Origin of the sequence: Aurantimonas endophytica (assembly GCF_014196845.1) — a bacterium.
Taxonomy (GTDB): domain Bacteria; phylum Pseudomonadota; class Alphaproteobacteria; order Rhizobiales; family Rhizobiaceae; genus Aurantimonas; species Aurantimonas endophytica.
On sequence record NZ_JACIEM010000001.1, the window covers coordinates 1,140,117 to 1,166,745 of the forward strand.

General features: G+C 65.5%; 22 protein-coding genes and 1 pseudogene. 9 read left to right on the plus strand and 14 right to left on the minus strand.

The window, feature by feature from the left end:
- Window positions 1-5 precede the first annotated feature (5 nt).
- The 5 genes and pseudogenes from GGR03_RS05590 to GGR03_RS05610 all read right to left on the minus strand — a co-directional run bounded on the left by GGR03_RS05590 (window position 6) and on the right by GGR03_RS05610 (window position 5,184).
- Window positions 6-1,046, minus strand: coding sequence for an AAA family ATPase (locus tag GGR03_RS05590; RefSeq protein ID WP_183206566.1), 1,041 nt, complete (start codon window positions 1,044-1,046; stop codon window positions 6-8).
- 231 nt (window positions 1,047-1,277) lie between these two features.
- A pseudogene (locus GGR03_RS05595) lies at window positions 1,278-1,568 on the minus strand (methanol dehydrogenase [cytochrome c] subunit); the annotation flags it as partial.
- Window positions 1,569-1,676: 108 nt separating this feature from the next.
- Entirely contained in the window at window positions 1,677-2,219 is a 543-nt protein-coding gene (gene moxG / locus GGR03_RS05600; RefSeq protein ID WP_183207045.1) for a cytochrome c(L), periplasmic, read from the minus strand.
- A complete protein-coding gene (gene moxJ, locus GGR03_RS05605; protein WP_183206568.1) occupies window positions 2,219-3,160 on the minus strand; it encodes a methanol oxidation system protein MoxJ in 942 nt (313 codons plus the stop codon). Before moxJ ends, moxG begins: the two co-directional genes overlap by 1 nt.
- A gap of 86 nt (window positions 3,161-3,246) precedes the next feature.
- On the minus strand, window positions 3,247-5,184 hold the full coding sequence (locus GGR03_RS05610; protein ID WP_183206569.1) for a methanol/ethanol family PQQ-dependent dehydrogenase: 1,938 nt from the start codon (window positions 5,182-5,184) through the stop codon (window positions 3,247-3,249).
- Window positions 5,185-5,529: 345 nt separating this feature from the next.
- Here GGR03_RS05610 and GGR03_RS05615 point away from each other — a divergent pair, with 345 nt between their 5' ends.
- Genes GGR03_RS05615 through GGR03_RS05625 form a run of 3 tightly spaced genes read left to right on the plus strand, consistent with a single transcriptional unit; the run spans window position 5,530 to window position 8,152 of the window.
- Entirely contained in the window at window positions 5,530-6,057 is a 528-nt protein-coding gene (locus tag GGR03_RS05615) for a hypothetical protein (protein ID WP_183206570.1), read from the plus strand.
- A complete protein-coding gene (locus tag GGR03_RS05620; protein WP_183206571.1) occupies window positions 6,005-7,504 on the plus strand; it encodes a histidine kinase in 1,500 nt (499 codons plus the stop codon). The genes GGR03_RS05615 and GGR03_RS05620 overlap by 53 nt, the downstream gene beginning before the upstream one ends.
- Window positions 7,505-7,525: 21 nt before the next feature.
- Window positions 7,526-8,152, plus strand: coding sequence for a response regulator (locus GGR03_RS05625; RefSeq protein WP_183206572.1), 627 nt, complete (start codon window positions 7,526-7,528; stop codon window positions 8,150-8,152).
- A gap of 304 nt (window positions 8,153-8,456) precedes the next feature.
- Here GGR03_RS05625 and GGR03_RS05630 read toward each other — a convergent pair whose 3' ends face one another.
- Entirely contained in the window at window positions 8,457-10,364 is a 1,908-nt protein-coding gene (locus GGR03_RS05630) for an adenylate/guanylate cyclase domain-containing protein (protein ID WP_183206573.1), read from the minus strand.
- A 640-nt stretch (window positions 10,365-11,004) separates the two neighbouring features.
- Here GGR03_RS05630 and GGR03_RS05635 point away from each other — a divergent pair.
- The 6 genes from GGR03_RS05635 to dhaL (GGR03_RS05660) all read left to right on the plus strand — a co-directional run bounded on the left by GGR03_RS05635 (window position 11,005) and on the right by dhaL (GGR03_RS05660) (window position 18,718).
- Complete coding sequence (locus GGR03_RS05635; RefSeq protein WP_183206574.1) at window positions 11,005-11,988, plus strand: ABC transporter permease; 984 nt, start codon at window positions 11,005-11,007, stop codon at window positions 11,986-11,988.
- A gap of 114 nt (window positions 11,989-12,102) precedes the next feature.
- Complete coding sequence (locus tag GGR03_RS05640; RefSeq protein WP_425486703.1) at window positions 12,103-13,053, plus strand: substrate-binding domain-containing protein; 951 nt, start codon at window positions 12,103-12,105, stop codon at window positions 13,051-13,053.
- Between the two features lie 88 nt (window positions 13,054-13,141).
- Entirely contained in the window at window positions 13,142-14,743 is a 1,602-nt protein-coding gene (locus GGR03_RS05645) for a sugar ABC transporter ATP-binding protein (RefSeq protein WP_425486697.1), read from the plus strand.
- On the plus strand, window positions 14,740-15,771 hold the full coding sequence (locus GGR03_RS05650) for an ABC transporter permease (RefSeq protein WP_183206576.1): 1,032 nt from the start codon (window positions 14,740-14,742) through the stop codon (window positions 15,769-15,771). The genes GGR03_RS05645 and GGR03_RS05650 overlap by 4 nt, the downstream gene beginning before the upstream one ends.
- A 137-nt stretch (window positions 15,772-15,908) precedes the next feature.
- Window positions 15,909-17,999 (plus strand): bifunctional sugar-binding transcriptional regulator/dihydroxyacetone kinase subunit DhaK, encoded by a 2,091-nt coding sequence (locus GGR03_RS05655; protein ID WP_183206577.1) that lies wholly within the window; start codon window positions 15,909-15,911, stop codon window positions 17,997-17,999.
- Window positions 18,000-18,058: 59 nt separating this feature from the next.
- Window positions 18,059-18,718: a dihydroxyacetone kinase subunit DhaL gene (gene dhaL, locus GGR03_RS05660; protein WP_183206578.1), complete on the plus strand. Its 660-nt coding sequence runs from the start codon at window positions 18,059-18,061 to the stop codon at window positions 18,716-18,718.
- Between the two features lie 63 nt (window positions 18,719-18,781).
- On the opposite strand, the gene derI is transcribed toward dhaL (GGR03_RS05660), so the two are convergent.
- The 8 genes from derI to GGR03_RS05700 all read right to left on the minus strand — a co-directional run bounded on the left by derI (window position 18,782) and on the right by GGR03_RS05700 (window position 26,600).
- Complete coding sequence (gene derI / locus GGR03_RS05665) at window positions 18,782-19,243, minus strand: D-erythrulose-4-phosphate isomerase (protein WP_183206579.1); 462 nt, start codon at window positions 19,241-19,243, stop codon at window positions 18,782-18,784.
- 30 nt (window positions 19,244-19,273) lie between these two features.
- On the minus strand, window positions 19,274-20,317 hold the full coding sequence (locus tag GGR03_RS05670; RefSeq protein ID WP_183206580.1) for an NAD(P)-dependent alcohol dehydrogenase: 1,044 nt from the start codon (window positions 20,315-20,317) through the stop codon (window positions 19,274-19,276).
- A gap of 137 nt (window positions 20,318-20,454) precedes the next feature.
- Window positions 20,455-21,099, minus strand: a complete 645-nt coding sequence (dhaL, locus tag GGR03_RS05675; protein ID WP_183206581.1) for a dihydroxyacetone kinase subunit DhaL — start codon at window positions 21,097-21,099, stop codon at window positions 20,455-20,457.
- Between the two features lie 20 nt (window positions 21,100-21,119).
- Window positions 21,120-22,115 (minus strand): dihydroxyacetone kinase subunit DhaK, encoded by a 996-nt coding sequence (locus GGR03_RS05680; RefSeq protein WP_183206582.1) that lies wholly within the window; start codon window positions 22,113-22,115, stop codon window positions 21,120-21,122.
- Window positions 22,116-22,161: 46 nt separating this feature from the next.
- Window positions 22,162-22,935: an SDR family oxidoreductase gene (locus GGR03_RS05685; protein WP_183206583.1), complete on the minus strand. Its 774-nt coding sequence runs from the start codon at window positions 22,933-22,935 to the stop codon at window positions 22,162-22,164.
- Between the two features lie 66 nt (window positions 22,936-23,001).
- Entirely contained in the window at window positions 23,002-23,991 is a 990-nt protein-coding gene (locus GGR03_RS05690) for a substrate-binding domain-containing protein (protein ID WP_183206584.1), read from the minus strand.
- Window positions 23,992-24,081: 90 nt separating this feature from the next.
- Window positions 24,082-25,086 carry an ABC transporter permease gene (locus GGR03_RS05695; RefSeq protein WP_183206585.1) on the minus strand — a complete coding sequence of 335 codons (1,005 nt, stop codon included), beginning with the start codon at window positions 25,084-25,086 and terminating at the stop codon, window positions 24,082-24,084.
- 35 nt (window positions 25,087-25,121) lie between these two features.
- Window positions 25,122-26,600, minus strand: coding sequence for a sugar ABC transporter ATP-binding protein (locus GGR03_RS05700; RefSeq protein WP_183206586.1), 1,479 nt, complete (start codon window positions 26,598-26,600; stop codon window positions 25,122-25,124).
- Window positions 26,601-26,629 lie beyond the last annotated feature (29 nt).

The window sequence follows — 26,629 nt, forward strand, 5'->3', positions numbered from 1 at the left end:
CGGTCTCAGGCTGGAACGGGGATGGCATCGAACACGGCGGCGTGGAGCGCCGGCGCGATCCTGTCCTTGTGCATCTCGTAAATCGGTGCCAAGAAGATCCGATGGCCCATCACCGACGGGAACATTGCCCGCACGTCTTCCGGCACGACGCTGCCGCGTCCTTCCATCCACGCTCTTGCGCGCGCAGCCCGGACGAGGGCAGAAAATCCGCGCGGGCTCGCCCCACCGATGATGAGACGGGAGACGTCGACATTCTCGATCTCGATCGCATGGCCCGCCGGATCGCGGAGCGCGTCCCAAAGGTTCAGGACATAGTTCTCGATGGCCGGACTGACCGAGACGGTCCTCTGAATGGCAACGGCCAGTTCGTTCAGGCGATGATAGGGAAGCAGCCCCTCCGGAACCTCCTGGATCAGCGCATCGGCATCGTGGAAAGCCGGCTCGAAAGCCAGGCGGCGCCTGTCGTCCCGGTCACGAGGCGCGGCGATTGCGATCTCCATGAAGAAGCGGTCACGCGCCGCTGCCGGTAGCTCGAACGTTTCGTCGCGCTCGACCTTGTTGCGGTCGGCGAATACCTGCAGGTGGACGAAGCGCGTTTCCTGCCGAAAAGCGTTCACGCTGCGCTCCGCCATCATGCGCAGCAGCAGCGAGTGGACCTGAGGACGAGCGCGGTTGATCTCGTTGAAGAAGAATACGGCGAGGTTTTCGCCATGCGCGAGCGCCGGCCCGGGGTCCACTCGCGGACGACCATCCTCCGCCACATAGGCCGAATAGAGCATGTCGTTCGGCATCAGATCGATCGTTCCCTCGATCCTCTCGTAGGGTCCGCCCAACCCGCGGGCGACCGCTCGCAGCAATGTCGTCTTGCCGACCCCGACATCGCCTTCCAGAAGCACATGACCCCGGCACAGGGTGGCGATCGTCAACAATCGGATGGCGTCATACTGACCGAGGATCGCGCTTCCGATTTCGCGCTCGAACTCCTGCGTTCGTTGTCGCCATTCCGCCAGGTCTATGTTCGGACGCTCAAGCAAGATCGCATCCATCATGCGTTGCCGGGAAAGGGGGAGTTTGAAACTGACCACAGTCGGCGAGACATTCCTGCCGGACGGCCCGAGCCCATGTGCCTTTGGGAGGACCTTGCATGCGCCACGACGCGCCCGGCAGGAACTACCGGCTCAGTTGGTGCCTAATCACTGGCCGGAGGCCTCTGGCTCGTTCGCATCGGTCGCGGATGCGTCGCCATCATCGGTATCTTCCCCGGCACCCGCGCTGCTCGCGGGGATCTCGCTCACGTCGAAGATGAACTCGCCGGTCTGCTTGAAGTGGTTCAGGCGCTGAGCATTGCGCGCCTCCATTCCCTGGATGGATTCCTGCTGTTTGTTGAGTTCCATCGGATCGTGCTGGGGATCGTATTCCGATCCCTCGACCTTCTCCGGGTAACCCGGCTTGGCCTCCCAGCAATTGCCCGGTGCGCGGCAATTGGTGCCGTCATAGGCGAGAGCCGGAACCCAGGCCGTCGACGCTGCTGCTATCGCGAAACCACCCAGTATCGCTGTCTTTTTCATGGTTTTTCCTCCTCCTTTTCAATTCTGCCTCTCGCGGGGACCAACGGAGCCCTGCTTCTGCACTGCCCTTCGGCGGGCGGGCCTGTGTGACTTCGCCGAACGGCGCTCTCAGCCTTCGTTCGCGTCGGGATCGAAGGGTTTGAAGGTCTTGCGCTGCTCCGGCGTCAGCCACTTCGCCTTGGCCGGGTCGCCGGTGTAGAGGTGGCGTACCCAGGCTGACACCTTCAGCATCTCGTCGAGCGTCAGATGACCATATTGCGGACCCATCATTCCCTGGGCTCCGCCGTACATGGTTTCGAAGAGCCCCTTGTCGGTGGCGTTCTTGGGATAGGTCCAGTAATCGTCGTTGAGGCCTGGGCCGATTTTGCCCTCGCCGTAGTGGCCGTGGCACCCCGAGCAGGCCGTCAGGTACAATTCTTCGCCTTCCTTGAAGACCGACTCGTCGCTCAGGTATTTATTGTCCCCGGTCTCGAGGAAGTGCTTCACGGCTTCCGTATCTCTCCCTTCCTCCGAGCCGAGAGACAGATCGAGCGGCGTTCCCTGCGTCGTGTGATAGAATTGTATTGAGCCTAAAGCGGTCGTGATTGTCGTACTGGCGAAAAAAGCGGCGATTGCGAGCTTTTTGATACCGAATGCACCGGATCCCTGCATCAATTCGTCGTCTCCTCGAGCGGCAAGAGAGGAACGCCCTCCTGAACGAGTAATTCGGTAATCTTCGAAGAGGCCTTGTCGAGAGCTTCATTGATCTCGGCGAGGAGCGTGTCGTCTCCCGGACGGACCGCAACCGACTGGGCATATTGCAGTTCGACGGTCTGTCCGTTCTGCAGCTCGAGATCGTTCTCGATTAGCGTGAGCTTCAGCTCGCCCTCGGACGCCTTGACGTAGCGAGCTACGTCCGGCGCAAAGGCTATCCCGAGATCGGCTTCGCCCCCTCGCACCTCTCGAACGATCATGTCCGCAGGAACGTCGAGAAACTGGTTTCTCCGCGACTTGAAGTCGACCAGGCCGTATAGATACGCCAGATTGTCTTCGTACTTTCCAGAATACTTCAGGATCGTCTCAGCCGGCGAGTAGAGGCGCGTCGCAAATCGCCCAAGCTCCTGCGACCCGACATCCTGCCAACGCGTGCCTTCGAACCCCTGGTCCGATCGGCTGACGAAGGCATAGGCCGTCCGGTAGTAGGGGTCCGACGTCAGAAGACGTCCATCACCGGCATCGGTCCCCATAAGGACGTCGCATGTCTTCTCGTTCAGGCCGTCGCGCACGAGGTAGATCGCGGGCTTGCTGATCCACTCGTACTCGAGGGTTCTTCCCATGCTTTCGGCGAGGATTTCGGCGAGGCGGTTTTCGAAGCCGTCCTCGTCGCGCGTCGAATAAGGTGCCTCCTTCGTGGAGGCGCACACCTTGAGAATGTCGCTGTCGGACGTTTCGCTGGGTCCGCTCGCAGTGGCCGGGGTCGGCGACGTGACGACGGAGTCCGCAGGCTGCGCCAAAGCCAGGCTGGACGTGGCGAGAGAGGCGGCGAGGACGGCAGAGACGCAAGCAGCGTGTGGGGTCCTGCGCGGCAAGGTTAGGGCTCGGCGGGTGCTCATGAGAACGTGTCCGATGGTTGGTGAAAATCCTGGGCAATAGCTGCAGGCCGGGCGTCCAGGTGCCGGGCCTGCAGTTGCAAGAGGCTTCAGCTCGGATCGCGATCCGAAGGCTGATCCTTGGCCGCGTCACGATCGCCCCGGATCAAGCTGGTCGGCTCGTACTCGCCCGTGTTGATGTCGTCGGTGTAGACACTCTCGCCGTCCAGCGAGAACACCATGACGCCGCCGCCCATCTGGGTGTAGTTGGCGAGTTCCGAGAACGCACCCACCGCACCGAGTCCTGCCGTGGGATCGTTCAGGTCGAAGACCAGGCCGACGCCCGGCCATCCGCCGACGCCGTAGTAGATGGCGATGTACTGGCGCCCGTCGTGCTCGTACGACATCGGGTGGCCGACGGCGCCCGAGGGAAGCTTGAACTTCCAGAGCAGATCGCCCGTATCGGAGTCACGCGCCTTGATGAACCCGTCGAGCGTCCCGTAGAACATCACGCCGCCTGCGGTCGCCAACGTACCGCCCCACGCCGCAAAGCGTTCCATGACTTCCCATTTGAACTCGTTGTTGATCGCGTCGTAAGCCTTGACCTGGCCCAGTCCCAGATTGGCCTGGCGATCGCCCTTCGGCCCCGGATACATGTTGAGCGTCGCGCCGACGAAGAACTGACCGGCACGGTAGGGCAGCATGAAGGGCTCCCAGTCCATGCAGATGTGGTTGATTCCCATGAAGAAGGAGCGTCGCTCCGGATCGTAGGAGTCGTGCCCCTGGTTGTGGTAGCCCATAGCCGAGGGGCAGATGTCGCGGCCGACATGGTCCATCCGCGTTCCGAATTCCGGGTCGCGGACCGGGATGCCGGTCTCCATGTCGACCTCGGTCACCCAGTTCACCGTGTCGTCGATCTTGTCGGCCGAGACCAGGTCACCGTTCGTCCGATCAAGCGTGTAGACGATGCCGTTTCGGTCGGGATGGGTCAGCAGCTTGCGCATGTTGCCCTCCCGATCCTCCTGATCGGAGAGCATCATGACGTTGACGCCGGCATAATCCCATTCGTCATGCGGGGTCTTCTGGTAGGCGAATTTGGCCATCCCGTCGTCGGGATCGCGGCCCCAGATCGCCATCGTCCACTTGTTGTCGCCCGGCCGCATGGTTTCGTTCCACGGCGCCGGATTGCCCGATCCGTAGTAGAAGAGGTCTTCGCCCGGATCGTACGCGTACCAGCCCCAATTGGTGCCGCCGCCGATCTTCCAGGCTTCGCCCTCCCACGTCTCCAGACCCAGCCCGAACTGGCCATAATGGGGGTTTGGTTCGTTGAAGTCCTCTGCCAGACGAATGTCCTCGTCGGGTCCGGTGGCGTAGGCACGCCATTTCTGCTCGCCGCTGTGCACGTCGTACGCAGTCACGTAGCCACGAACGCCGAGCTCGGCGCCCGAGGAGCCCACGATGACTTGATCCTTGATGACGTAAGGCGCGATCGTCAGCGTCGAACCGACGGCGATATCGGAGTTCTCCATCTGCCAGCGGGTCTCGCCGGTCTTGGCATCCATGGCGACGATCAGGCCGTCGAGCTGGGTCCGGAAGACCAGCGGGTCGGTCTCATCGTCGCCGGGCCAGTAGGCAAGACCGCGATTGACCACGTCGCAGCATGCGACGGCGCGCGCTGTCGAATCCTGCTGTGGCTTGTTCTGCCATACGATCTTGCCCGGATCGTCGAGGGCGAGCGCGAAGGTCGTGTTCGGAAACGGCGAGTGGATATACATCATGCCGTCGACCACCAAGGGCGTGCCCTCGTGGCCGTGCAGGACGCCCGTCGAGAACGACCACGCCGGCTTCAGTTGAGCCACGTTTTCCTTCGATATCTCCGTGGAGCGGGAATAGTTCTGCGCGTTGTAGTCGCGCCCGGTCATTACCCAGTTCGCCGGATCCTCCGCGAGTTCCACGAGACGATCATTGGCGATCGCCGTGGCGGAACCCGCCGCCAGAAGTGAAACGGCGAGCGCGAAAGCCGACGTCGAGTTCAGGAATTTCTTCATCTCTCCCCCCTTGCTATGGGCGCGCACAATTCCTGCGTCGGCCATAAGTGGTTGCGGAACTACGGATTCTGCGTTCCTCCCAGAGCGCAGAGAAAAACCTGTCACGCGCCTGCCAACCTGTCATTAGGAGCCGACGGCAGAATATTCGGGAAGAAATACCCGGTCGATTACCAGTTTGGTTCACTTGTCGAAGCGGCACGACAATGCTTCGAGCGGCGTGATCCAGTCACGCCGCTGCTCGCCTGACCAAACCAGATTAGGAATACTTCCCCTGTCGGCCCAACAACGGATGAGGTAGGTATTGCCTGCTATCCGGCAGCGCAGCGCAAGGGAGGAAACGTCGTCATGCTCGACTCGCGGCCGTGGCAATCGAGGCTCCCGGCGCACCCGCCCCTGCTGCTCCTTTCCCTCGTCGTGCTCGCCGTTTCGGCTTGCGACGACCCGAGCCCTCCGCAGATGGCCGACAGCGCAAAGCGCGAGCAATCCGCAGCACCTGCACGATGGCAGGAGGTGACCGACAAGACGCCGACGGCACTTTTTCTGGCCCGGGTCGCCGAGAGTCGCGACGACATCAGCCCGAGTGAGCCGCTCGTCAGGCAGTACGAGACGCTGCTCACCGATGCCCGGGCCTACTATGTCGAAACCCCGCGCATGCTGGCAAACCGGCTGATCCAGGGGAGCGATCGGCTGGCTGAACTGAACGCGGCCATGCCGATCCCCGAACTCCTCCATGCGATCGAGTCGGCGGCCGGGCAGACGAGACGGTCCTTCACGTCAGATCTTCATCACTACCTCAACCTGCGAGATGCCGGCGTCGGTCATGACGACGCAATCCGCCAACTCGCTCGGGAAGCTCGTGACGAAGGCTTTTGACGAGGCGGCAATGGCCGACTTTCAGGATTCGGCGGGGCGCAAGCCGCGCGCGACCCTCCAGCGACGGATCGCCATCGGCCTCGCGCTCGTCAGCATCACAGCCTGGATCGCCCTCGCGGTCGTCATGATCGTCAATGCGAGGGTGGCCACGACGCGGGAGGTGCAAGCCTCGTTCTTCATCGCAGAACGCTTTGTGCGGGAAAGGCTGCACGCCATCGAAGCTTCATCGACCCCAGCGGACGATCTGTCGGTTCTGCGCGCCCAGATCGAGCAGATTCGCCACGTTCGGGTGGACATGAACTTCAGCGACGGCCGCGAGATTCCCGTAGCCTCCCTCGATGGCACGCTACCCGATACCGAGTCCGACGCCGATGGCGCCTCGCCGGCATTCTTCACGCGCCTGATCCAGTCCACGGATATCCATGCCATCATTCCGGTCGCGGTTCGAAACGAGCGGCATTTCGCGGAGATCCTCCTGAGGTCCGACGATACGGACGAGATCGAGGAAGTGTGGGAGGACTTCCGCTTCGTCCTGCCGATGACGATGATCTATGGCGGTCTGATCTCGCTCGTGGCGATGCTCTACGTGAACACCGTATTCCGGCGCCTGCGGGAGACGTCTTCTGGCCTTCTGCGTCTAAAGGAAGGTCATCTCGACACGCGCCTGCCCGAGGCGGGCTTTGCCGAGTTCGCACCGGTCGCCAGCGGCTTCAACGAGCTCGCCGCATCGCTCATGAACAAGACGACTTCAAACCAGCACCTCGCCAATCGTCTCCTGACCGCGCATGACGAAGAACGCCGCCGGGTGGCCAACGAACTGCACGACGAGATCGGCCCGAATCTGTTTGCCGTGCGGGCCGCGCTTTCCGATCTCAAGCGAGCCGTCGGCGACCAGGGACCCGAGGTGCTCGAACAGATCGACTCGCCGCTCGGCTCGCTCGAGAAGGGCATTGCGGATGTTCAGCTTCTCCTGCGGCGCATCCTGTCGAAGCTGAAGCCGATGGTCATCGGCAGCGTGCCGCTGGTGCGCGCCGTCGACAATCTGGCGACGGAATTCAGGCGGCTCGCGCCCTATCCGACGATCGAGGTCCATTCCAATACGGACGACCTCACCTTCGGCATGACCGTCGATCTGACGATCCACCGCTTTGTCGCGGAAGCAATCCTCAATGCCCTGCGCCATGGAAAAGCGACCGAGATCGTCGCCACGATCGACCTCGAGGGAGAGGATGGCAAAGGCAGGACGCTCATCGCATCGGTCACCGACAACGGGCACGGCCTCGGCGAGGATCAGGCAAGAGGGATCGGCCTCAGCGGCCTTCATGAGAGGGTCGAGACGCTGGGCGGGCAGGTCTTCGGTCCCGAGCGCCAGGACGATCGCACCGTCATCGTCATCCGCGTACCGGCACCTCCCGGTCAGCACGCCCGGATGACCCCTTATCTTTAAGCACGCATGGCTGGAGGCCGGATGCCGCTCGCTCTCATCATCGACGACCACCCGATCGTGGTAACGGGTTTCATGCAGACGGTCGGGGCGACAGGCGTTTGTGACGTCGTCGGATCGATCAGCCTTGTCGAGGGATTCAGGACCTATCGTCAGCGCCGGCCCGACGCGATCGTGCTCGACCTTTCCTTCCGCGACGACCCTTTTGCGGGCCTGTCGTTCCTGCGGCGTTTCCGGGCGCTCGGCGCCAGTACGCCCATCCTCGTCTTCAGCATGCATGACGATCCGACGATCGTTCGGCAGGTGCTGCATGTCGGCGCCAACGGCTACGTACAGAAAGATGTGTCGCCGGAAATGATCCGCGAGGCTTTCCTCGCGGTACTCGCCGGATCATCCTTTCTCATGCCGGAAATGGCATCGAAAGTCGCGCTGCTGAATCAGCCGCGCGACCGGGGATTGCTGGATCGACTGACCTCCCGCGAGATGGAGATACTCGGCCTGATCAGCCGCGGCCATTCCTATACCGACATCTCCAGCCGGCTCGGGATCAGCTACAAGACGGTCGCAAACACGTCGTCGATCCTGAAAACGAAGCTGTCCGCGAGGAGCCTGCCAGAGCTCATGATCAAGTCCATCCGACTTCTGAGTTGATGGCGGCGATTCTGCCGAACTGGGACGCGCCGGCGTAACCGCTATCGAGGCCGCCGCCGTAACGATGCGGCCTGGCGTAGCTCGCCGGAGCTGCGGCCACACTGCGACGATCTGCTTCGACGATCCCCACCCGCCATGACGGATCTCCCGATCGGCAGGGTTGGGCAAGTTTTGCGGAGTCGCCGGCAAGCACCGAGGCGCGTCCGCCCTCAGGAATACACCCTACAGCCGCGCTTCGCACCCGATCGGCAGGTCCGGCGCCGGCCCCACCAACCTGGAGAAGACGGCGCGTATGCCCTGCCCCTCAGCTTGCCTTGGCTGCGGCGGCTCCGGGCGCGCGATCCGCCGCTTCGGGGGCCTGCGCGAGGGCGAGCGCGGCCAGAAAACGCTCCATCAGCGGCGAGTCCCCAAAGCGTCGATACTGACGCTCGGACTCCAGCGAAAACTCGGGTCTGACGGCCCGAAGCCTGTCCATGGCCGCGCGTGCCTCGTCCCGCCGGCCGAGTTCGGCCAGCAACGCGCTCCAGATCAGCAGGCAATCTGCCTCGTCGGGAGACGTCATGAGGCACTCGCCGAGGACAGCTTCCGCTTCCTCCGTCTGCCCTGCTGCGTATAACGCCTGGCCATGCACGTAGACGTAGTACTGCGGCGCGAGCGGCTGCAGCCGGCGAGCGCGCTCGGCGTTCTCCACCGCTTCCCCATAGCGGTCGAAACGCACCTGTGCCTTGGCCAGCGCCATCAGACTGTCGGGGTCGTTGGGATTGAGTTCCACCGCCCGAAGACCGGCCTGCATCGCCTCCTGATATTCGCCCTTGGCCGCGAGGCCGAAGCTCAGGACCTGGTAGGCGGCCGCAAGGTTGGGATCGAGCTGGATGGCCTGCCGCGCCTCGCTCAGCCCGGTCTCGATCTCCGGCGCCGACGCCCGTCCGGTCAGGCCGTTCACGGCGTCGACGATGTAGGTCAGGCCCAGCCCGGCGCGGGCCGCTGCATAGCCGGGATCGAGTTCCAGCGCCCTGAGAAGCAGGGCTCTGGATGCAAGCAGCCCGTCGCCGTCGGACGAGCCGTGCTTGTACTGGCTGCGGGCGCGCAGCACGAGATCGTAGGCCTGCAGGCTGTCCGTCGGCCGTTGAGCGGCGGCGGCCACTTCCGACTGCCGGACGTAAGAGCCGACATGCGATACGATCTCGGCGGCGAGGTCGGCCTGCAGCAGGAAGACGTCGTCGACACGCCGGTCGTAGCTGCTTGACCAGAGATGGGCACCGGTCTTCGTCTCGACCAGCTGGGCGACGACGCGCAGCTGATCGCCGGCGCGCCTCGCACTGCCCTCCACGATGTAGTCGGCACCCAGCCGCCTGCCGAGTTCGCGGACGTCGGCGGCCTGCCCCCGCATCGCGAAGGTGGAGTTGCGGGCGATCACCTGAAGATCGGCGTAGCGAGCCAGTTCTGCGATGACATCCTCGGTCAGACCGTCGACGAAATACTGATCGTTGGCCGCCTCTCCCATGTCGTCGAAGGGCAGCACGGCAATGGCGGGCCGCTGCTCGCGCGCCGTGCCGGAGATTCGCATCACGGTATCGATCGTGCTGCTGGCGAACGCCGCCAGTCCTGCGCGGTCGGCCAGACCGGCCGCCACGAGCCCCACTACCGCGGCAACCCCCAGATAGACGCCGGCCGGCTGCCTGATGCTCATCGAGGGCAGCCAGGCGGCGATGGGGGATGCGCTGCCTGGACTGACCCTGTAGACTTCGATAGGGTCCGCGATGTTCTTGGCCCGGCGCCGGCCGACGCGGCGAAACGCATCGGCGCGATTGCGGTCGGCGCTGCGGACCACGGCGGCGCTGACATAGATGCTGCCGGGCTCGGCCATTGCCTGGAGCCGGGCTGCGACATTGACCCCGTCACCGAACGTGTCGCCGTCGGTTTCGATGACGTCGCCGAGATTGACGCCGATCCGCAGCGAGAGTGGATGCTCGGCGAACCCGGCCTGGATCTCGATCGCCGCGTCCAGCGCGTCGTTCACGCTGGGGAACGTCGCCAGGAAGCCATCGCCTGTGTTCTTGAAATTGCGTCCCCCGTGGCGATCGAGGGACGGCTGGATGATATCGCAGAAGGCGCTCTGGAGGGCGGCATAGGTCCCGGCCTCGTCCGCCTCCATCGAACGGCTGTAGCCGACGACGTCGCCGGCAACGATTGCAGCTAGCTTGCGCTCCATATCCACATACCCGATGGTTCAAGGGCCGGAGGCCTCGTTCGACTGATCGCTGCCGGTGTGAGCCGCGACCCGGGAGCGGGATCCGCCTGACGACGCTGGCGCCTGCGCGCCGGAAGTCTAGTGACCCGCGCGCCGTCGCCATTGCCTGATCGTGCCGAAATCTTGCCCAATCCTCCTACGGTCTCCTGCACCGTGGCTCGGCGAAGATCCGCGGCCGTCACGTCAATACCATGAGATCAGGTGGAAATCGCCAGTTCGTCCTGCCCTCCCCTGGGCCTGAAGCGATCCGGGGCCACGCGCCGGCGTAAAGCGTCCTGTTTAGGTGGCGCCTGGAACAGGCGGTGATATTCACGGGTGAACTGGCGCAGAATTGTGTCCCGAAGCTACACAGTTTCGGCATCAGGCAGCAAAACCATACGAAGACCGGCGCCTCGGGTCGCGGCTCCTTAACCATCATGGACGGCAGCGGCGCTCCCCGGTTGCCCACGCTCCGCCGTGCGAGCGAAAGGCCAGCGACATCGTCAATATTCGTTTCGAGTTGACATATGTCGGCCCGAGGTTAGCTTCTGTTGCAACTGAGGCATCGGTCCCGCTCTCGTGAGACGCGTCGGGAACCAGTGCACGTGGGGAGGCAGTGGAGATGGGCAGACAACCGGACGGCCAGTTGGTCTTTCTGGCCGGGGTCAATGTGCTCATTGTGGTTGCCGCTCTGATTCTCGTCGGCAGCTCATTCGTGAGTCTGTTCAACCTGCAGTCGATGGGAGCCCAGGTGCCCGAGCTGGGGCTGCTTTCGCTCGGTGTCATGCTGGCGATGATATCCGGCAATGGCGGCATAGACCTGTCGGGCATCGCGCTCGCGAACCTGTCGGGCGTGATGGCGGTGCTGCTTGTACCGCTGGTCACGACGCCGGAGGCCGCGCCGCTCCTCTATACGCTGAGCTTTGCCGCAATCGCCCTGGCCACCGGCGTGGTCGGCGGGGCGCTCAACGGCTTGCTCATTGGCTATGCCGGCCTGACGCCGATCATCGCGACACTCGGGACACAGCTGCTGTTCACCGGCGTTGCGGTGGGTCTGACGGGCGGCTCCGCGCGCACCCTCGGCTTCATTCTTCCCATGGACGATTTCGGCAACATGCCCTTCGCGGGCGTGCCGCTGCCGTTCGCCCTGTTCATCGCCGTCGCCCTGGCGATCGCGGTCCTGCTGCGCTTCTCGTCCTTCGGAAAGCGCCTGTTCCTGCTCGGAAGCAATCCGACCGCCGCATTCTTCGCCGGCATTCCCGTCCGGCGCATGCTGTTCACCACCTACCTGCTGGCTGGGGTCATGGCGTCGATCGCCGGCTTCATCATCGCCGCGCGCACCTCGAGCGTGAAGTGGGACTACGGCACATCCTACGTGCTGGTCGCCATCCTCGTGGTGGTGATGGCTGGTGTCCGCCCCGCCGGCGGCTACGGCCGCGTGATCTGCGTCGTTCTGTCGGCGATCGCGCTGCAGATGCTCTCCACCCTGTTCAACTTCATGAACATCTCGAACTTCTTCCGCGACTGCGCCTGGGGCGTGCTGCTGCTGCTGTTTCTGGCCTCGGCCCGCATCGACCTGCGCCACTTCCTGCGCGTCCGGGCCTGACGAACCACCGCCGCGCTCGCCCTCATGCGCGGTGGGAAACCATTGAGAGGGAAGATGGAGGAAACCGTAATGCGTAAGATCGCAACTCTTCTCGGCAGTACAGCCGTATGCGCCATGCTCGTCACCCCGCTTGCCGCACAGGGCAGCGGCGACATCGTCACCGTCGTCAAGGTGACGGGTGAGAACTGGTTCACCCGCATGGAGGAAGGCGTGCAGGCGTACGGACAGGACAACGAGGATGTCACGACCCGCCAGGTCGGACCAGCCCGGGCCGATGCCGCCCAGCAGGCCGCGATCGTGCAGGATCTGATCGCCCAGGGCGTCGGTGCCATCGCGATCGTGCCGATGGACCCCTCCTCGCTCGAAGGCGTCCTCCGGCGCGCCCAGCAGCGCGGCATCAAGGTCATCACCCACGAGGCGGACACCCTGCAGAACACCGAGGTGGATCTCGAGGCATTCGACAACACCGCCTTCGGCGCCCATTTCAACGAGCAGCTGGCGACCTGCATGGGCGGCCAGGGCAAGTGGACCTCGTTCGTCGGCTCTCTCGGCAGCCTCACCCACGTCCAGTGGGCCGATGGCGGCGCGGAGAATGCCGAAAAGCATCCCGAGATGGAGCTTGTCTCGCCAAAGAATGAATCCTTCAACGATGCCAACCGAGCCTATGATCTGGCGAAGGAGATCCTGCGCGCCCACCCCGACATCAAGGGCTTCCAGGGTGGCTCGGCGATCGACGTCATCGGCATCGGTCGCGCCGTGGAGGAAGCCGGCCTTGCCGACCAGACCTGCGTGATCGGGCTTGGCCTGCCGAAGGATTCCGGCCCGTATCTGGAGACCGGCGCGATCGACAGCATCGCCTTCTGGGATCCCAAGGATGCCGGCTACGTGATGAACATCCTCGCCCACAAGGTTCTGAAGGGGGAGGTGATCACCGACGGCATGGACCTGGGTGTCGCGGGCTATGACAACGTCTCGGTGACCGACGGGCCGGGCGACGGCATCATCGTGCGCGGCCAGGCTTGGGTGGACGTCACCAAGGACAACTACAAGGACTATCCGTTCTGATCACTGGATCAGCCACACAATGGCCGGGGCGGCTCCTCGCCCCGGCCTTCCATCGAGTCGGCGGAACCGGAACCGTCGCTGAGGCATCATGCAGGACGAAATGATGGAGCCCGAGGCACGGGGTGAGCCCACCGGGGTCGCCGCCCCGACGACGCCGTTCATCGAGGTGCGCAACCTCCACAAGCGCTACGGCGGCGTGCATGCGCTGCGCGGCATAAGCTTCAGCATCGAGCGCGGCCAGACCTACCATCTGCTCGGAGAGAACGGCTGCGGGAAATCGACCCTGATCAAGATCCTGTCCGGCGCTCAGCCGGCGAGCGAGGGCGATCTCGTGGTCGACGGCGCCGTCCGCAACGATCTCAACCCCATCCGCGCCCTCCAGGCCGGCATCGAGACGGTCTACCAGGATCTTTCGCTGCTCCCCAACGTGTCGGTCGAGGAGAATATCGGCCTGACCCGGCAGCTGGTCGAAGGCGACGGGCGGCTGTTTCGCGTGATCGACGGGCGTGGGTTGCGCCAGACCGCGCGCGACGCGCTGGCAAAGGTCGGTCTGCCGACCGACAGCGCGTTCCTCGGCAGGCGCATCGAGGAACTGCCCATCGCCACCCGCCAGCTCGTCGCGATCGCACGCGCGATCGCCGGCGAAGCCGGCCTCGTGATCATGGATGAGCCGACCACCTCGCTGACGCGCCGCGAAGTCGAGAACCTGATTTCGGTGGTCCGCAAGCTTCACGCCGACGGCGTCTCGGTGCTGTTCGTCACGCACAAGCTCGACGAGTGCAAGGCTATCGGCGGGCGGGCGATCGTCATGCGCGACGGAGAGATGGTGCGCGAATGCGATATCGGCTCGGCGACGAAGCGGGAACTGGGCCAGTGGATGACGGGCCGGGAGCTTGAAGAGGGGCGCTACCGCGAAAACCCGCGGCTCGGTCCTGTCCTGCTGGACGTCAAGGATCTCAACCGAGAGGGCCGTTTCCAGGGTGTGACGTTCGCGGTCGCCGAAGGCGAGATCTTCGGCGTCACCGGCCTTCTGGACTCCGGACGCAACGAACTCGCCCTCGCCCTCGCTGGCGTCGCTCCGCCCGATGGCGGCGAGATCAGCCTAGGGGGCACGGCTCTGTCACTGCCGGATCCGGCATCGGCCAATGCAGCCGGCATCGGCTACGTACCGGAGGACCGTCTCACAGAGGGCCTGTTCCTGGAAAAGCCGATCGAGGACAACGTCGTCACGGCGATCATGCACCGGTTGCGCAGCCGTTTCGGGCTGATAGATCCGGCCAAGAGCGCCTCGCTGACCACCAGGCTGATGAACGAGCTCAAGGTCGTAGCCCCCAACATCAAGGCACCGGTCGATTCCCTGTCGGGCGGCAACCAGCAGCGCGTCCTGATCGGCCGCTGGCTGGCGATCGAGCCGCGGCTGCTCATCCTGCACGGTCCGACCGTCGGTGTGGATGTCGGCTCCAAGGACACGATCTTCCGGATCATCCAGGGCCTGGCCGCCAACGGCATGGCAGTGATCCTGATCAGCGATGACCTGCCGGAACTCCTGCAGAACTGCGATCGCATCGCGGTGATGCAGAAGGGTCGCATCGTCGCCTGCGAACCGGCAGGAAGCCTCAGCGAGAACGATCTATACGCGATGATGGGAGCGGCGATCCCGGATGGCGAAGCGGCAGAGGACCGAGCATGAGCGCGATCACCACGGCTGAAGACCAGCGCGCGCAAGCCGGTCTGCCGAGCCGGATCCGCGCCTTCTTCTACCGCTATCCCGAGAGCTTCGCCGCCCTGCTGATCGTGCTGCTCTGCGTCGGCGTCGGCCTGTTGAACCCGGCCTTCTGGCAGCTCGCCAACCTGTTCGACATCCTGCGCGCTTCGGTGGTGCGGGGGCTGTTCGCACTGGGCGTCCTGATGGTGCTGGCAGCCGGCGGGCTGGACGTTTCCTTTTCGGCCATCGCCGCATTCGTGATGTACGCGGTGACCAAGGCCGTGACGCTGCTCGCTCCCGATACGGGCATGGTGCTGATCTTCCTCATGGCGGCCATGGGCGGCGCCCTGCTCGGCGCGGTCAACGGCGTCCTGGTGAATGTCCTGAGGGCGCCCTCGCTGATCGTCACGATCGGCACCCAGTATGCCTATCGCGGCATCCTGCTGACCTTCATCGGCACGGCGCTCTTCATGAACATCCCGCCCGCCATGGACCGGTTCGGCCAGTGGAGCCTGATGACGCAGACGGCGGCCAACGGCTTCACCGTGCAGCTTCCCGGCTTCGTGCTGGTCCTGGCCGTCGCGGCGCTCGCCACCTGGGCGGTGCTGCGTTTCACCCTCATCGGCCGGGCCGTCTACGCGGTCGGCGGTCGCCCGGATATCGCCGAGCGCCTGGGCTATCGCGTGGCGAGCGTGCAGCTCTTCGTGTTCACCTGGGCCGGAATGCTGGCCGGCATCGCCGGAATCATTCACGTATCCAGCAACCGGCTGGCCAACCCGTTCGACCTCGCCGGCATCGAACTGTCGGTGATTGCCGCGGTGATCCTTGGCGGTGCCCGCATAACCGGCGGATCGGGCACGGTCCTCGGAACGCTCCTGGGTGTGGTCCTCATCACGCTGGTGAACAACGTGCTGATCCTGATCGGCATCCCGAGTTCGTGGCAGACCGCCATCCTCGGCCTGTTCATTCTGTGCGCGGGCGTGTTCTTCGCGACCCAGAAGCGCGGACGCTGAAGCAGAAGGATCCGCTCCGTGGGCGAGCGGACGGATTGCCTCCCGCCCCGATGGCCAAATGCGCATCCGCCCGTCACCTTGCGGCGGCGGCGGAATAGATGCATCCCTGCGGAGAGGTTCGACGAGGGTAAGCGCGTATGGCGAATTCTCTGCCAAATGCCGGCCGGCGGCGGGTCCGTGCCGTTGGGCCGGATGCTGCCGACATCATCCCCCTGCGCTTCGGTGACGATCCGCAGGTCTGGGCCTGCTGGCTGTATTACGAGGACCGGCTCACCCAGGGCGAGATCGCCGATGCCATGGGGATCTCGCGCGCCACGGTGAATGCCTATCTGGCCGATGCCCGCGAGCGTGGCATCGTCAACATCACGCTCGATCCCCAGCGCCTCGCCTCGCTGACGGTGGCGCAGGAGCTGAAGCGGCATTTCGGCCTGCATGACTGCCTGGTGTTCCCGAACCATGATCCGGCGCATTCGCTGATCGACCGGCTGGGCCGGGCCGGCAGCCTGGTCCTGCGGCGATATCTGCGGTCGGGCGACACGATCGCGGTCGGCTGGGGCCGGACGGTACTGGCGGTTGCCGGCGCCACCTCCGTAACCGGGCTTCAGGATGTCCGCGTGGTGCAGGCCACCGGCGGCGTGACCACCGGCCAGCCGGACGCTCCGGAGATCTGTGCGGCGCGCCTCGCGGCCGGCATTGGCGCCGAATGCGTCCCGATCACCGCCCCCAGCATCGTGTCGTCACCGGCGATGCTGGACATGCTGATGGCAGAGCCGCTCATCCGCTCGCAGTTCCAGGCGCTCGGCCAGGCGAGCCGGGCGCTGTTCGGGATTTCCTCGCTCCGTCCGAACTCCACCATCCACTCCAGCGGCTTCTTCGACCACGCGCCGCTGCAGACCTATCTCGCGCTGAACGCGGTGGGCGTGATCGCGGGACGCTTCATCGACGGCCATGGGCGCCCGGTGCTCGGCCCGCTCGAGGATCGCACGCTCGGCATTTCGCTCGACGCACTGCGCGGCATCGAGCGGCGGATCGCCGTCGCCGGCGGCATCGACAAGGTGCCGGCGGTGCTGGGCGCCCTGCGCGGCGGCTTCGTCGATGTTCTGGTCACCGATGCGGCAACCGGCAAGGCATTGCTCGAAGCCGACGGCGCCACGAAGCTGTCTCGCCCTGCGCCGCTCAGGACCGGGGACGCCGCCCCGGCGGCCGTAGTCCAGCGCCGCCACGTCAAGAAGTTCCTGAACGATCCCGACGACGTGGTCGACGAGATGCTGGATGGCGCACTGCGCGCTCATAGCGCCCATTTCGTGCCGGTGGAGGGCGCGCGGCGCGCCTTCCGGGCGCTCGGCACGCCGCGGCAGGGCAAAGTCGCGCTGGTGATCGGCGGGGGCTCCGGTCACGAGCCGTGCTTTTTCGGCTATGTCGGGCGTGGCATGGCGGATGCCGTGGCTGTCGGCAACGTGTTCTCATCGCCGCCGCCCGATCCGATCGCGCGCGCCGCCCGCGCCGTGTCCGGTGGCGAGGGCGTCCTGTTCATCTACGGCAACTATGCCGGCGACACGATGAATTTCGAAATGGCCGCCGAACTCGTCCAGGCGGACGGCATTCCGGTTCGCACCGTCGTGACCACCGACGACATCGCATCCTCGCGGGCCGAAGATCGCGATGGCCGGCGCGGCGTCGCCGGCAACGTTCTCGTGTTCAAGGTGGCGGGGGCGGCCTGCGATCGCGGCTGGTCGCTCGATGCCTGCGAGCGCGTCGCGCGCAAGGCCAATCTGCGGACCTACACGATCGGCGTGGCGCTGGAGCCGTGTTCCATGCCGCAGACGCGCCGCTACAATTTCGTCATCGGCCCCAACGACATGGAAGTCGGCGTCGGCATCCACGGTGAGCCGGGTGTGGCGCGGGAGCCGCTGGAAACGGCCGACACGGTGGTCGACGGCGTCATGAACCGGATTTTCGTGGAGATGCCGAGCGTCCCGGGCGACCGCGTCGCGGTCCTGGTCAACTCCTTCGGTTCCACGCCGATGATGGAGCTTTACGTCCTGTACCGCCGGGTCGAGCAGCGACTGCGGACCAAGGGCCTGGTCGTGGAGACCCGCTGGGTGGGCGAATACTGCACGTCGCTCGACATGGTCGGAGCATCCATTTCTGTGATGCATCTCGACGACGAACTCGCCGAGCTTCTTGCCCATCCCTGCGATACGCCCGCCCTTCAGGTGCGCTCGTGACGCCCCCTTCTCGCGACCGGGACGCGCCGGCTCCTCCCTCCGCCCCAGAAGGACGTTCCATGCCGACCCCAGGATCGAGACGGCTCGTGGAGATATTCGAGCGCACCGCGGCCGTCATGGAGGCGAAGCGCGATCATCTGTCGGATCTCGACGGGGCGATCGCCGATGCGGACCACGGCATGACGATGTCGCTCGGCTTTCGCGCCGTCGCGGCCACGCTCGCCCGGACCGATGCCCAGCGCGTCACCCCGTCCGAGATTTTCCGCATTGCCGCCGGCGCGTTCCTGGATGCGGTGGGCGCCTCGACCGGTCCGCTCTATGCCAGCGGCTTCCTGCGCGCCGCGCAGCGACTGGAGGGAACGACGCGCTTCGACGAGGCGGCGGCCGCCGCGACCATCGAGGCCATCGCTTCGGGAATCGCCGAGCGGGGCAAGGGCAGCAGGGGCGAGAAGACCATGCTGGATGTGTGGCTGCCGGCGGCGGAAGCCGCCCAGCAGGCACTGCGGGAAACGCCGGGCCGTTTCTGGCCCTGCGTCCAGGTCGCGGCAGCCGAAGGCGCCGAAGCCACGCGTACCATGATCGCCGTACGCGGCCGGGCCGCGCGGGTCGGCGATCGCTCCATCGGCCATATCGACCCGGGTGCCGTGTCGGCCTTGCTGATCCTGGAGGCGATGGCGAGCGCGTTCGAGGACGGCGGGCCGGACGCCGAGCACCAGTGACCGTAGACAGGTCGGCGCGCCTGCTGCCGGGCCGACTCCTTCGCAGGGACGCGCCGCCTGCCGTCAGGCGCGGCGGAACTTGGCGTCGAGCGCGTCGATCGCCTTGACGTTGTCGGCCGACCGGCCGGCCGGATCATAGGTCACCGAGAGGAAGGCGTCCGCCACCGACTTGGCGAGCTCGGAGCCGATCACCCGCGCGCCCATGGTGATGATCTGGGCGTTGTTGGACAGCGCCGCGCGCTCGGCCGAATAGGGATCGTGCGTCTGCGCGGCACGAATGCCGGGGATCTTGTTCGCCGAAAGGGCGACGCCGATCCCGGTGCCGCAGCAGAGGATCGCGCGGTCATAGGTGCCGTCGAGAATGCCGCTGGCGACGCGCTCGGAAAGGTTGGCGTAGTACTCCCCGGATCCGGTCGGCGGGGTGCTGACTTCGGAGACCTTGAGACCTTCGCGGCCCGAGAGGTGCTCGGCAAGCGCCTTGGCGAGAGGCGCTCCGGCGCTGTCACCGGCAATGGCGATTTTCATGGCTGTTCTCTTCTCTGCAAGCGGCGCCCCTCAGGGCATGGTGATCTGGATCTTCACGTCGGTCGGCCGGCCTTCCACGGCGCGGTCGAACGCCTCGATCGCCTTCTCGAAGGGGTAGGTTTCCGAGATCAGCGGCTTCAGGTCGACCTTGCCGGAACCCAGCATCTGGATCGCGCGCGGATACTGGTGGGCATAGCGGAACACTGTCTCGAACCGGAGTTCCTTCGTCGAGGCGAGCGACCAGTCGATCAGCGTCGCCTCCACCGGCATGCCGACCACGACCACGCAGCCGCCCGGCCGCGGAAGATCGAGCAGCGTCTGCCACGCCTTGGGCGAGCCGCTCGCTTCGAACACGACGTCCGCGCCCCAGCCGTCGGTCACTCCGTCCACGACGTCCTTGACGCTCTGCGACCGGATGTCGACGGGCACGATGCCAGGATACTGGCCGGCAATGGCGAGCTTCTCGGCCGAGAGATCGGCAATCACCACCGTGGCGCAGCCGCCGGCCAGGGCTGCCAGCGCGATCATGATCCCGATCGGCCCGGCGCCGATCACCACGCCGACATCGCCCGGTGCGATCTGCGCCTTCTGAGCGGCCTGCAGGCCCACCGCGAAAGGCTCGATCATCGCGCCCTCGGCAAACGACACGTTGTCGGGCAGTCGGAACGTGTAGCTCGCGGGATGCACCACTTCCGACGTCAACACGCCGTGCACCGGCGGCGTCGCCCAGAAGCTCACGGCCGGATCGACATTGTACATGCCGAGCCGCGAGGCCCTCGAATTGGCATCGGGCACGCCCGGCTCCATGCAGACGCGATCGCCGACGGCAAGACCGGTCACCCGCTCGCCGATCTGGATCACCGTGCCGGCGGCTTCATGGCCCAGCACCATCGGCGCCTTGACCTCGAAGGGTCCGATCCTGCCATGGGTATAATAATGCACGTCGGACCCGCACACGCCGACGGTGTGGATGGCGATCTTCACGTCGTCAGGGCCAACCTCGGTCGGCAGATCGATCGGGCGCAGCGCCAGTTGGCCGCGACGCTCGAGCACGAGGGAATTCTTCGTTGTCATGAAGGCTCCGTTGGGCGACCTGCACCCGGGTCGATGATCGGACAGCTTCAGGCGCGGAGCAATCTGCCGCACGCCCTTCCCGTCCTATGTAAGGTGCCCGCGTCGCGAGCGGTATGATCCGGAGGCACGGCACGCGCTCAGCGCGTCAGCCGTTCCTTCGCGCCGTTCGCCAGCGTGTTCAGGATGATTTCGCAGGACGTGGCGCCGGCATCCAGCACCCCCCGCGAGCGTTCGCCGAGACGCGATGCGCGGCCGATCCTGGCAACGAGGTCGATCGTGGAGTCGCGACCCGTTTCGGCGGCGGCCGACAGCGCATCGAGTGCCTGAGCGAAGGACTGGCCTCCGGCGATCGCCGCATCGAACGCGTCCAGCGCCGGGACGAAAGTGTCCAGCAGCGTCTTGTCGCCCACCTTGGCCGCGCCGATCGACTCCAGGCCTTCCAGGCCCTTGTGCAGCATCGCCGAGAACGCCTGCGCGTCCACCGTCTCGCTGCCCTCGATCGCTTCGGCGAATTCGGTGAACATCATGCCGTAGAGCGGCCCCATGGAGCCGCCGATCTCGCTCATCAGCACATCGCCCAACGTGTTCATCGCCGTCGCGAGGCTCGCATCGGCGTCCTTGAGCTGCTCGGCGGCCATGCCGAAGCCCTTGGCCATGTTCACGCCGTGGTCGCCGTCGCCGATCTTGCCGTCGATCTCGCTGAGATAGGCCCGGTTCTCGATGATCCGCTCGGCCATGCGCAAGACGATCGCGCCGGAACCGGCATTGGGGAATGCCTGCATGGTCTTCGTCTCCTTGTCCGTCACGGCATTGCCGGGCAGCTGGCGTCGGCATCGAGCAGCGTCTTCATCTCCTCGTCCAGCGCCATCACCGTGAGGCTGGCGCCGACCATTTCCAGGGAGGTGAAGTAATTGCCGATGAAGCTGCGGTGGATCGTGAGGCCGCGCGCCGCGATCTCCGCTTCCACCGTGTCGTTGAGAATGTAGAGCTCGTTGAGCGGCGTCGCGCCGAGACCGGAGAGCAGCACCGCGACCTCGGTGCCGGCGGGCAGGTCGTGGTCGTCGAGCACCAGCTGGCACATGTCGCGGGCGACCTCGGCAGCCGTCTTCAGTTTCTCGACCCGGATGCCGGGCTCGCCATGGTGGCCGATCCCGACTTCCATCGTGCCGGGCTCGATCTGGAAGTTGGGGTGCCCGACGGCAGGCAGCGTACAGGGGCCGAGGCCGACGCCGATCGAGCGGCAGCTGTCGATCGCCTTCTGCGCGGAAACCCGCACTTCCTCGAGGCTGGCGCCGCTCGCCGCCTTCGCGCCGCCGATCTTCCACATGAAGATCTCGCCGGCCACGCCGCGGCGCTTCTCGCGCTCCTCGGGCGAGGCCGAGCAGACATCGTCGTTGGCCACGACGGTCGCCACTTCGATACCGTCCTTGGCAGCCAGCTTGGCCGCCATCTTCACGTTCATGTTGTCGCCGGCGTAATTGCCGTAGAGGCAGACGACGCCGGCGCCGCCGTCGGCTTCCTTGATCGCTTCGTGGAAGCTCTTGGCCGTCGGAGACGAGAACAGCTCGCCGATGGCCACCGCGTCGAGCATGTTGCGGCCGGTGTAGCCGACGAAGGCCGGCTCGTGGCCAGAGCCGCCGCCCGTCACCACGCCGACCTTGCCCTTCACCGGCGCGGCCGTCGAGACGACGACGCGGCGGTTCTTCTCCGACAGCCGCACCAGGTCGGCATGTGCCTTGACGAAGCCCCGCACGCTGTCGTCGACCACATCATCCGGGTCATTGATGAAACGCTGCATGATAAACTCCGATGCGGAATGCTTGCTGGTTTGAAAGGAATGCGGATCAGAGGATCGTGTAGCCGCCGTCGATCAGCAGATCGGCGCCGTTGATCATCTGGGCGCCGTCGGATGCGAGGAAGACCGCCGCGGCGGCGACCTCTTCCGGGAATGCGAAACGGCCGGTGGGGATGCGCTGCTTGGCGGCCTCGCCCTTGGCGCCGGCCCAGGCCTGCTTGCCGAGTTCGGTCAGGACGACCGTCGGCGAGATCGTGTTCACGGTGATGCCGTGCTTGCCCCATTCGGCAGCGAGGGTCTTCGACAGGCCGATCACCCCGAACTTCGACGCGCAATAGGCGGCGTGCTCGTCGATCGCGACCGTGCCGGCCTGCGAGGCGAGATTGATGATGCGCCCCCTGGTTCCCGCGGCGATCATGATGCGGCCGACCGCCTGCGACACGAGGAAAGTGCCCTTGAGGTTGATGGCGATGGTCCTGTCCCAGGCGTCGACCGACAGTTCCTCGGCAGGGGCCAGCGCCACGATGCCGGCGCTGTTGACCGCGATGTCGATCCGGCCGAAGGCGTCACGAACCGCGGCAACTGCCGTCTCCACGGAAGCTTGGTCCGAGACGTCGCAGCGGAAGGCCCTGCTCTCGCCGCCCAGCGTGGCGGCATGCGCCTGCGCCGCGGCTTCATTGACATCGAGCAGCGCGATGCGAGCGCCCTTGGCGGCGAGCGCCGACGCAATCGCGGCACCGATGCCAGATCCTGCGCCGGTCACCAGCGCGACACGGTCAGGCAGTCCGAAGTTCAGGTCGATCTGGGGCGCGACGTCGCTCATCGGGCAGGTCCTTGCGGCAAAAGAAAGAAGGTGGAGCGGCCGGGTCAAGGCCGCTCCACATGGCGGTCAGAGCTTGCTGCGGGCTTCCAGCAGCTGGTCGGCATTCTCGGTGGTCACCGGGGTCCAGGGGACGAGGTAGTCCTTGGCCCCGCCATCCTGCCACTCCATGTCCGGGTACTGCTGCCAGATCTCCGACTGCGGCTCATAGTCCGGCCGCACGGCCTTGATGGCGATATCCAGCGCGCCCTGCGCCTGGGCATTGGCGTCCTGCAGGATGGACGCCATCTCGCCGGCCTTCACCGCATTGATGGCGTCGGTGACGCCGTCGATGCCGGCGATCGCGAAGCTCTTGACGTCGAGGCCGGCCGCCTTGATCGCCTCGATGGCGCCGAGCGCCATCTCGTCGTTCTGGCCGATCACGCCGTTGATCTGGTCCGGGTGAGCGGTCAGCCAGTTTTCCATCAGCGTCTGCGCTTCGGCACGCGACCAGTTGCCGGTCTGCTGCTCGAGCACCTGGACGTCCGGGCAGGCTTCGAGCGCCTTCATGTTGCCTTCGAGGCGCTGGATCTGACCGGACTGGCCGATCGGGCCCTCGATGATCACCACATTGCCCGTGCAGCCCATCTTGTCGAGCACGGCCTTGGCCTCGAGCTCGCCGGCCTCGACGTCGTTGGAGCCGACATAGGCGGTCAGCACCTCGGAGTTGACGCGGGCATTGGAGCCCACGACCGGGATCCCGGCGTCGACGGCGGCCTGCACGGGTGCGGCACCGGCTTCGACGTCCATCGGCACGAACAGGATGGCGTCGTACTGCTGCGTGATCATGGTGTTGAACTGCTCCTGCTGGACCAGTGCGTCGTAGCGGCCGTCGAAGATCGTCACTTCGACTTCGCCGTTCTGCACGGCCGGATGCTGCTGCAGGGCCGACGTCCAGATCTGCATGAACTCGGCATTGAGGCCGTAGACCGTCGCGCCGATCTTCAGCTTTTCCTGCGCCATCGAGGGGCTGGCGCAGAGGGCGGTGCCCACCGCCAACGCAAGCAAGTACTTCTTCATTTCATTCCTCCCTGGGAGAGCAGGAAGCGCCGCGATGACGCCTCCCTGTTTCGGCTCGGCATGCGGTGCCGGAGCCGGTCGTGCACGCAATCAGGCGTCCTGATTGCGTTTCTGGTCCAGCATGACCGCGCCGACGATCAGCACGCCTTTGAGGATCTGCTGGTAATAGGACTGGATACCCATGAGATCGAGGCCGTTGTTCATGACGCCGATGATCAGCGCTCCGATCAGCGTGCCGGTCAGCCGGCCGACGCCACCGGCGAGGCTGGTGCCGCCGATCACCACGGCCGCGATCGCATCGAGTTCGTAGGCGATGCCGGCCTGCGGCAGCGCCGATCCGGTGCGTGCCGAGAGGATCATGCCGGCGAGCCCCGCGAGGCCGCCCGAGATGACGTAGACGGAGAACCGGATGCGGCTGACATTGATGCCCGAGGTCTTGGCGGCATGCGGGTTGCCGCCCACGGCGTAGACGTAGCGGCCGAAGCGGGTGCGCGACAGAACCCACCACGAAACCAGGAACACCACGGCCAGGATCACGACCGGCATCGGGATGCCGACGATGCTGCTGGTGCCCAGCCAGCGGAACTCCGGCACCAGCGCCGGCACCGGTCGGCCGTCGCCGTAGATCAGCGTCATGCCGCGGGCCGCCGACAGCATGCCCAGCGTCGCCACGAAGGCGGGCACGGCGAAGCGCGACACGATGAAGCCGACGATGGCACCGCAGGCAACGCCCACGCCGATGCCGACGGCAAACGGGATGACGACGGGGTAAGGCCCGCCCGCCACGGCCGCCGTCGTCGAGGTCGTCGCGAAGCTCGCGCTGACGATACCTGCCAGAGCCACGACCGAGCCGACCGACAGATCGATGCCGCGCGACAGGATCACGAAGGTCATGCCGATCGCCAGCACGCCGTTGATCGACGTCTGCAGCAGGACGTTGGAAATGTTGCCCCGGGTCAGAAAATACGGGTTGGAGAACGACAGGACCACGACCAGCAGAATAAAGGCGATGAAGATGCCGTATTCCTGCACCAGCAGGCGGCGGCGCTCCGATCCCAGCCAGCCGGCAGCAGGTTTCACGTTGACGTCGGACATAGGCTATTCCCCTTGCGCAGCGCGAACCGCAACCGTCAGGTCGAAAGATGTACCAGCGACTGGGCGCTGGCTTCGGCGCGGTCGAGGATCCCCGCGGAGCGACCGCCACGCATCACCATCACCCGATCGGACATTCCGAGCACCTCGTCGATCTCCGACGAGATCATCACCACCGTTCCGCCGGCCGCGGCATAGTCGCAGATGATGCGATAGATCTCCCGCTTGGCGCCGACATCGACGCCGCGGGTGGGCTCGTCGAGCAGCAGCACCCGCGGTTCGCGCAGAAACCACTTGCCGAGCACGACCTTCTGCTGATTGCCGCCCGACAGGCCGGAGACCGGCATCGTGTCGCGCGCCGCCTTGATGCCGAAGCGCTCGATCATGGCGCGGCTCGCGGCCACTTCCTCGCTGCGTCGCATCACGAAGGACGGGCTCATCTCCGGCAGGCTCGCCAGACCGATATTGCCGCGCACGCTGTCGGTCAGGTTGAGGCCGGTCTTTTTGCGGTCTTCCGTCACCAGCGCGACGCCCTCGGCCATGGCGTCGGCCGGCTTGCGAAAGGACACGGGGACGCCGTCGAGGAGGATGCGGCCGGCCGATGGCGCGTCGAGCCCGAACAGGCATTCGAATATCTCGGTGCGGCCCGATCCCATCAGGCCGTAGATGCCGAAGATCTCGCCCTTGTGCACCTTGAAGGAGATGTCGGCGATCTTGCCGGGGCTTTCGAGCCCCTCGACCTCCAGCCCGACATGGTCGGTGGGCGCATTGGTCTTGATGTATTCCTCGCCGAGCTCGCGCCCGACGATCATGCCGATCAGCGCCGGCCGGTCGACATCGGCGAGCCGGCCGCTGCCGACATAGGCGCCGTCGCGGAACACCGTGTAGGAATCGGCGATCTGGAAGATTTCCGACAGGCGGTGGGACACGTAGACGATGCCCCTGCCCTGCGCCCTCAGCCGCTCGATCGCCTCGAACAGATGCTGCGCCTCGCGCTCCCCGATCGCCGAGGTCGGCTCGTCCATGAAGATGACTTCGGCATCGTGGCTGAGCGCCTTGGCGATTTCCACCAGCTGCATCTTGGCAACCGACAGGCTCGCCATGGTCTGCTCGGCGCGGATGTCGAATTCGAGATCGTCGAGCAGCTTCTGTGCCGCGCGGTTCATGACGCGAAAATCGACGCCGCCGAAGCGGCGGGAGGGCTCGCGTCCGAGATAGATGTTCTCGGCGACCGTCATGAACGGGACCGGGCTGAGTTCCTGCTCGATGATGGCGATGCCCGATGCCAGCGCCTCGGCCGGGCTTGAGAACTCGACCAGCTCCCCGTTGCGCCAGATCCTGCCGCCATCGCGGCGATGGATTCCCATGAGGATCGACAGAAAGGTCGACTTGCCGGCGCCGTTGCCCCCGCAAAGCGCGTGAACGGATCCGGCCGCCAGCTCGAACTGACCGTCTTTCAAGGCATGGACGCCGCCGAAGGACTTGCTCAGACCCTCGACCTTCAGCAGTGGAATCAAGAACGCCTCCCTGCCGTCCCGCGAACCCT

Coding starts and splice junctions, on each gene's coding strand:
- GGR03_RS05615 (WP_183206570.1), top strand. CDS start 5,530: ATGCTCGACTCGCGGCCGTGGCAATCGAGGCTCCCGGCGCACCCGCCC.
- GGR03_RS05610 (WP_183206569.1), bottom strand. CDS start 5,184: ATGAAGAAATTCCTGAACTCGACGTCGGCTTTCGCGCTCGCCGTTTCA.
- GGR03_RS05695 (WP_183206585.1), bottom strand. CDS start 25,086: ATGTCCGACGTCAACGTGAAACCTGCTGCCGGCTGGCTGGGATCGGAG.
- GGR03_RS05640 (WP_425486703.1), top strand. CDS start 12,103: ATGCTCGTCACCCCGCTTGCCGCACAGGGCAGCGGCGACATCGTCACC.
- GGR03_RS05680 (WP_183206582.1), bottom strand. CDS start 22,115: ATGCAGCGTTTCATCAATGACCCGGATGATGTGGTCGACGACAGCGTG.
- dhaL (WP_183206578.1), top strand. CDS start 18,059: ATGCCGACCCCAGGATCGAGACGGCTCGTGGAGATATTCGAGCGCACC.
- GGR03_RS05635 (WP_183206574.1), top strand. CDS start 11,005: ATGGGCAGACAACCGGACGGCCAGTTGGTCTTTCTGGCCGGGGTCAAT.
- GGR03_RS05620 (WP_183206571.1), top strand. CDS start 6,005: ATGACGACGCAATCCGCCAACTCGCTCGGGAAGCTCGTGACGAAGGCT.
- GGR03_RS05630 (WP_183206573.1), bottom strand. CDS start 10,364: ATGGAGCGCAAGCTAGCTGCAATCGTTGCCGGCGACGTCGTCGGCTAC.
- GGR03_RS05645 (WP_425486697.1), top strand. CDS start 13,142: ATGCAGGACGAAATGATGGAGCCCGAGGCACGGGGTGAGCCCACCGGG.
- GGR03_RS05590 (WP_183206566.1), bottom strand. CDS start 1,046: ATGGATGCGATCTTGCTTGAGCGTCCGAACATAGACCTGGCGGAATGG.
- GGR03_RS05690 (WP_183206584.1), bottom strand. CDS start 23,991: ATGAAGAAGTACTTGCTTGCGTTGGCGGTGGGCACCGCCCTCTGCGCC.
- GGR03_RS05670 (WP_183206580.1), bottom strand. CDS start 20,317: ATGACAACGAAGAATTCCCTCGTGCTCGAGCGTCGCGGCCAACTGGCG.
- dhaL (WP_183206581.1), bottom strand. CDS start 21,099: ATGCAGGCATTCCCCAATGCCGGTTCCGGCGCGATCGTCTTGCGCATG.
- GGR03_RS05685 (WP_183206583.1), bottom strand. CDS start 22,935: ATGAGCGACGTCGCGCCCCAGATCGACCTGAACTTCGGACTGCCTGAC.
- derI (WP_183206579.1), bottom strand. CDS start 19,243: ATGAAAATCGCCATTGCCGGTGACAGCGCCGGAGCGCCTCTCGCCAAG.
- moxG (WP_183207045.1), bottom strand. CDS start 2,219: ATGCAGGGATCCGGTGCATTCGGTATCAAAAAGCTCGCAATCGCCGCT.
- GGR03_RS05650 (WP_183206576.1), top strand. CDS start 14,740: ATGAGCGCGATCACCACGGCTGAAGACCAGCGCGCGCAAGCCGGTCTG.
- moxJ (WP_183206568.1), bottom strand. CDS start 3,160: ATGAGCACCCGCCGAGCCCTAACCTTGCCGCGCAGGACCCCACACGCT.
- GGR03_RS05625 (WP_183206572.1), top strand. CDS start 7,526: ATGCCGCTCGCTCTCATCATCGACGACCACCCGATCGTGGTAACGGGT.
- GGR03_RS05655 (WP_183206577.1), top strand. CDS start 15,909: ATGGCGAATTCTCTGCCAAATGCCGGCCGGCGGCGGGTCCGTGCCGTT.